We start from the raw sequence: 5,446 nt of genomic DNA, 5'->3' as shown, positions 1-5,446 counted from the left end.
CGCGTCGTGGTCGGCGGTTCTCGGCACACCCCTATGGTACCGATGTATCATAATGGTACAGCCGTACCACAGTGAGGAGCCCTCCCGCCGCCCCTCCGGCTGACGACTTCCGGGGACGCCGCCTCCTGCGCGTCAGGCGGTCAGGGCGCGGACCTGGGCGGGGCCGGTGAAGACCTCGGCGCGCATGCCCGCTTCGCGGGCGGCGCGGACGTTGCGCTCGCTGTCGTCGAAGAACAGGACGTCGCCGGGTGCGACGCCGAGGCGCTCGGCGCAGATCTCGAAGGCGCGCGGGTCGGGCTTGGCGACGCCGATGCGGCACGAGTAGACGAGCGCGTCGAAGCGGTCGAGCAGGGCGCCGTGCCGGGCCTCGAAGCGCGGGACGAGGTCGGCGATGATGTTGGAGAGCAGGCCGAGGGTGCGGCCCGCGTCGGCGAGGTCGTGGACGAGGGCGACCATCTCGTCGTCCACGCGGGTCCAGCTGTCGAGGTCGGCCTCGATCAGCGCGGGGACGTCGCGGAACCGGACGCCGAGGCGGGCCGCGACGTCCGCCCAGTAGGCCGCGCTCTCCTGGCCGGCGTCGTAGGCGGGGCGGCAGGCCCAGTAGGCGTCCCAGAACGCCGGGCCGCCCGCCCCGGCCAGCTCCTCGATCCGCCGGACCGCCTCCGGCGCCTGGGTGCGGGCGATCACTCCGTACAGGTCGAACACGATCACATCGGCCATGCGCCCGAGCCTATGCGGCGCGCGGCGGATCCCTCCGCACGGACCCGTAGCAAGCGCTTGGTGATACCCGTAGCCTGGGGCGGCGGCCGAATCGAGCAAGCGGTTGGGCGGCACGGCATAATGAGAGGGTGACGACCACGAGCGCTAAGTCCGGACGAACCAGAACCCGCGCGGCGGGCGAGGGCGGTCCCCGCCGGCGCGGCAGGGGCTCCTCGGCCCTGACGTCGGAACGGCGCGAGCACCTGGTCAGACTCGCGGCCGAACTCTTCGCCGAGAAGGGCTTCCAGGCCACCACGGTCCGCAACATCGCCGACGAGGCGGGCATCCTGTCCGGCAGCCTCTACCACCACTTCGACTCCAAGGAGTCGATCGTGGACGAGATCCTCTCCGGCTTCTTCACCGAGATCATGGCCTCCTACCGGGCCGTGATCGAGGAGGGCCGCGACCCGCGCGAGACCATCGCCGGGCTGGTCAGGGTCGCGTTCGGCACGCTGGAGCCGCACCGGGCCGCCATCACGGTGATGCAGAACGACTGGAACTACCTCAAGGGCATGGACCGGTTCGCCTACCTGACCAAGTCCGAGGACGAGGTCGAGAAGATGTGGGTGGACACGCTCGCCGCGGGCCAGAAGGAGGGGCTCTTCCGCCCCGACCTCGACCCGAAGCTCACCTACCGGATGATCCGCGACACCGTGTGGGTGGCGGTCCGCTGGTTCCGGCCCGGCGGCCGGCTGGACGCCCAGGGCCTGGCCGAGCACTACCTCAAGGTCATGTTCGACGGCATCAACCTGCACTAGCCCCTGCCCGCCCGCAGGCCCCGTGCGGCGCGCCCCGGCCTTTCGGCCCTCCGAATACGTCCGTTCGGACACATCCGGCGCGGTATCCCACAGTGAGCGGCTGCTAACCCCCATAGTGTGCTTAGTCACAAATCGCCGAGTAGGGGTGACGCATTGGCCCGTGGGGACGCTGTTGGCGGACTGATCGACGGGGGAGGGCGGCATGACGGCTGAGCGCGGCACCGCCGGTCATGACGAGCCCACGCCCGCGGCCCTGCGAGCCGCCACGGCGCGCGCCCTTCAGGAGACGTTCCCCGGAGTACGGGTCTGGTACGGCGAGGCGACCGGATCGTGGTGGGCGATGGTGCTCCTGCGGGACGGGCCGCGGCTGGTGGAGGCGCCCTCGGCGGAGCGGCTCCGCGAGGAGATCGTGAACCTGCGCGGCTTCGGCTGACCGCGGCCCGCCGGCCGGGAGGCGTGCGCCGCCCGCCGGGAACGGGGCGCGATCCGTTCCCGGCGGGCGTCTCTGCAGAAACTAACCCGAAATTCGTTCGGACACAAGCGCTTGCTCGGTTACGCTCGGCGCTCACATCTCGTACTGGATCGCCGCGCGCTCCGCGACGATCGGGGTGATGTAGGCGTCGATCACCGCGCGGTGGTCGGGATGGTCCCGGTAGACGAGGTAGGCGTCCCGGTCGGCGAAGTCCGCGACGACCGCGAACTCGTAGCCGCCGGGGTTCACGCCCGCGTTCACCCCGAGGCTGTACGTCTTGATCTCGGGGATGCGGCCGGGCAGCTCGCCCAGCTTCTCCGCGACCTCGTCCTGCTGGCGGGTCGTCGTGCCCTCGACCCATTTGAACAACACCACATGGCGGAATCCACTCATGGGGGAAAGCTATCGGCCGGCCCCTCAGACGCCGCCGAGTTCCGCCGCGGTGATGGCGCCGAGTTCCCAGCACGCCTCCAGGTCGGCCCGGCCGGGCTCGCCGGTCACCACCACGGGCGGCTGGACCGCCTTCCACTTCAGCCCGCCGGTGATGGAGGTCAGCGCGCGCAGCGCGCCGGTCGCGTCGCTGTTGCCGTGCAGGAACGCCCCGAACGGGCGGCGGACCGTCTCCTCCAGGCACGGGTAGTAGATCTGGTCGAAGAAGTGCTTGAGCGCCCCGGAGAGGTAGCCGAGGTTGACGGGCGAGCCGAGCAGGTAGCCGTCGGCCTCCAGCACGTCCACGGCGGACGCCGTCAGCGCCGGGCGGGACACGATCTCCACGCCCTCGATCTCGTCGGTGGACGCGCCCGCGCGCACCGCCTCGAACATCGCCTGGACGGACGGGGACGGCGTGTGGTGGACGATCAGCAGCCTCTTCATCACCACGAGACTATCGGCGGCCCGCCGCCCCTGGCCGGGTGCGGCCACCGCCCGGCCCTCCGCCGTAGGCTGCACTTACGAGGCATACTCAACGTCCGCCCCGGGGAATGAGTTCCAAAGGATCTTGGTTGGGGGCTCAGCGGAGGTGTACTTCGTGCGACCAGACGAGTCATCGCGGGGGCCGGGCCCCCAAGGCTCCCCGGCGGAGGGGCGGGAGGCCGATCCGCCCGCGCGGTCGGTGCGCCCGCTCGCGCTGGCCACGGCGCTCGTCGCCGTGCTCGTCGCGGTGCCGGCGCTGCCCGCCGCCCCGTCCTGGCTGGAGCGGCTGTCCCGGCTCGTCACCGGCAGCCCGCTCGCCCCCGCGCACGCCCTCGCCCTCGGGCTGGCGCTCGCGCTCGTCGCCCGCGGCGTGCTGCTGCTGCGCCGCGCCGCCTGGTACGGCCTCGTCGTGCTGATCGCGCTCGGCCTGCTCGCCGTCGTCACCGGCGAGGACCCGCTGTGGCGGCTGCCGCTGCTCGGCGCCGTCCTCGGCGGGCTGTGGCTGGAGCGCGACCGGTTCCCGGTGCGCCCGCACCACGAGCGCGTCCGCACGGCGCTGAAGACCGGCGCGCTGCTGGTCGTCGCCGCCATCGCCGTCTCGCTGGTGTTCGGCGGCGTGTCGGTCCGGTCGGTCGGCGCGGTCGCGGCCGGCCTCGGCTCGACCGGGGCGCCGCTGGACGGCGCGTCCTGGCTGCCCGGGCTCCTCGGCCTGGCCGGTGCCGCCGGGCTGCTCGTCCTCGTCACCACGCTGCTCGCGCCCGACCCGTCCCCGCCGCCCGGCGACGAGCCGGAGCGCCGCCGCGTCGCCGCCCTCGTCGCGCACCCCGGCTCCGACACCCTCGCCCCGTTCGCGCTGCGCCGCGACAAGGCGTACGTGTTCAGCGCGGACGGCCGGGCCGCGATCGGCTACCGCGTGCTGTTCGGCGTCGCGGTCGCGGGCGGGGACCCGGTCGGCGACCCCGCCTCGCACGCCGCGGCCGTCCAGGAGTTCCTCGCGATGTGCCGGGCGGCGGGCTGGCGCCCGGCCGTCCTCGGCGCGAGCGACGAGCTGCTCCCCGCCTGGGGCCGCGTCCGCACCATCGGGTTCGGCGACGAGGTCGTCATCGAGCCCGGCGCGTTCACGCTGACCGGGCGCCGGATGCGCAACGTCCGGCAGGCGGTGCAGCGCACCGAGAACGCGGGCGTCACCTCCGAGATCGTCGCGGAGCGCGACCTCGCGCCGGAGCTGCGCGGCAGGCTGCTGGACGTCGCGTCCAGGTCCCTCGGCGGCACGGCCGAGCGCGGCTTCTCGATGAACCTGGACGAGCTGCTCACCGGCTACCACCCGGGCGCGGTCGTCGCGATCGCCTACGACGAGGACAAGGAGCCCATCGCGTTCCAGCGCTACGTCACCGCCGGGCAGGGCATCAGCCTGGACGCGATGCGGCGCGTCCCCGGCGGGCCCAACGGGGTCAACGAGCGGCTCATCGTCGAGATGATCGAGTACGCCGCCGAGCGCGGCCACGGCGTCGTCTCGCTGAACTTCGCCGCCTTCCGCGAGCTGCTCGACAACGACGAGCGCGGCGTCCTGGAGAAGGCCGGCTACCAGGCGCTCCACCTGCTGGACCCGTGGATCGCCGTGGAGTCGCTGTACCTGTTCAACAAGAAGTTCCGGCCGTCCTACAAGCCGCGCAACGTGGTGTTCCGCTCCTGGTCCGACATCGTGCTGCTGGCCGCCGCGCTGCTGACGCTGGAGTTCGGCCGTACCCGCGCGGCCCGGCCCGCGGCGGAGCCCCTCACCGAGCCCGTCCACCACCTGGGCCGCTGACCGCCCGCCCTCGCCGGGGAATCCTAGAACGTGATTCTATGGACTCCCCGTCGAGAGGAATGCGGCATGAGCACACAGGTGCAGGGCCACTGCGACCCCGCGTTCGCGGGCGTCCGCGAGGTGTTCGAGCGGAACTTCGCCGAGGGGCGCGAGCTGGGCGCCGCCGTCGCCGTCTACGCGGGCGACCGCAAGGTCGTGGACCTGTGGGGCGGCGTCGCCGACCGGCGCACCGGCCGCGCGTGGCTGCCCGACACGCCCTGCTTCGGGTTCTCCTGCACCAAGGCGGTCACGGCCGCCGCCGCGCTGCTGCTCGCCGAGCGCGGGGCCTACGACGTGGACGGCCCGGTCACCGGCTGGTGGCCGGAGTTCGGCGCGGAGGGCAAGGACGGCGCGACCGCCGCCCACCTCCTCTCCCACCAGGCGGGGCTGCCCGCGTTCGCGCGCCCGGTGCCGGCGGAGGACGCGGCCGACGCCCCCGGCCTCGCGGCCGAGCTGGCCGCGCAGAAGCCGGAGTGGACGCCCGGCGAGGCGCACGGCTACCACGCGCTGACCTACGGCTGGCTGGCCGGCGAGATCGTCCGGCGGCACTCGGGCCGGACGGTCGGCGCGTTCGTGAAGGACGAGTTCGCCCGCGGCCTGGACCTGTGGATCGGCGCCCCGGATCACGTGATCGAGCGGGCCGCGAAGCTGTCGGCCGCACGGCGCGGCGCCGCCCCCGCCGCCGAGGCCACCGAGGCC

Annotated in this window: 7 protein-coding genes; 4 read left to right on the top strand and 3 right to left on the bottom strand. The window is 73.4% G+C overall.

The window, feature by feature from the left end; genetic code table 11:
* Nucleotides 1-132: 132 nt before the first annotated feature.
* Nucleotides 133-720 (bottom strand): HAD family hydrolase, encoded by a 588-nt coding sequence (locus ACIWVC_RS20545; RefSeq protein ID WP_396454434.1) that lies wholly within the window; start codon nucleotides 718-720, stop codon nucleotides 133-135.
* Nucleotides 721-848: 128 nt separating this feature from the next.
* Here ACIWVC_RS20545 and ACIWVC_RS20540 point away from each other — a divergent pair, with 128 nt between their 5' ends.
* Both ACIWVC_RS20540 and ACIWVC_RS20535 read left to right on the top strand, forming a co-directional pair.
* The gene (locus ACIWVC_RS20540) at nucleotides 849-1,517 is read left to right on the top strand and encodes a TetR/AcrR family transcriptional regulator (protein ID WP_396450033.1); all 669 of its coding nucleotides are present in this window, start codon (nucleotides 849-851) and stop codon (nucleotides 1,515-1,517) included.
* A 202-nt stretch (nucleotides 1,518-1,719) separates the two neighbouring features.
* On the top strand, nucleotides 1,720-1,950 hold the full coding sequence (locus ACIWVC_RS20535) for a hypothetical protein (RefSeq protein WP_396450035.1): 231 nt from the start codon (nucleotides 1,720-1,722) through the stop codon (nucleotides 1,948-1,950).
* A gap of 132 nt (nucleotides 1,951-2,082) precedes the next feature.
* On the opposite strand, the gene ACIWVC_RS20530 is transcribed toward ACIWVC_RS20535, so the two are convergent.
* Nucleotides 2,083-2,382 (bottom strand): Dabb family protein, encoded by a 300-nt coding sequence (locus ACIWVC_RS20530; RefSeq protein ID WP_396450037.1) that lies wholly within the window; start codon nucleotides 2,380-2,382, stop codon nucleotides 2,083-2,085.
* Nucleotides 2,383-2,406: 24 nt separating this feature from the next.
* On the bottom strand, nucleotides 2,407-2,862 hold the full coding sequence (locus ACIWVC_RS20525; protein WP_396450038.1) for a flavodoxin family protein: 456 nt from the start codon (nucleotides 2,860-2,862) through the stop codon (nucleotides 2,407-2,409).
* A gap of 154 nt (nucleotides 2,863-3,016) precedes the next feature.
* Between ACIWVC_RS20525 and ACIWVC_RS20520 the strand changes: the two genes are divergently transcribed.
* Together ACIWVC_RS20520 and ACIWVC_RS20515 are read left to right on the top strand one after the other, a co-directional pair.
* Complete coding sequence (locus ACIWVC_RS20520; protein WP_396450040.1) at nucleotides 3,017-4,708, top strand: bifunctional lysylphosphatidylglycerol flippase/synthetase MprF; 1,692 nt, start codon at nucleotides 3,017-3,019, stop codon at nucleotides 4,706-4,708.
* 66 nt (nucleotides 4,709-4,774) lie between these two features.
* Nucleotides 4,775-5,446 (top strand): serine hydrolase domain-containing protein (locus ACIWVC_RS20515; protein WP_396454433.1); only part of this gene is annotated, 672 nt, incomplete at its 3' end.

The organism is Actinomadura sp. (genome assembly GCF_044508335.1).
In the GTDB taxonomy this organism is placed as follows: domain Bacteria; phylum Actinomycetota; class Actinomycetes; order Streptosporangiales; family Streptosporangiaceae; genus Spirillospora.
Note: the sequence above shows the minus strand (reverse complement) of the source record. Positions and strands in the feature narration are given on the sequence as shown.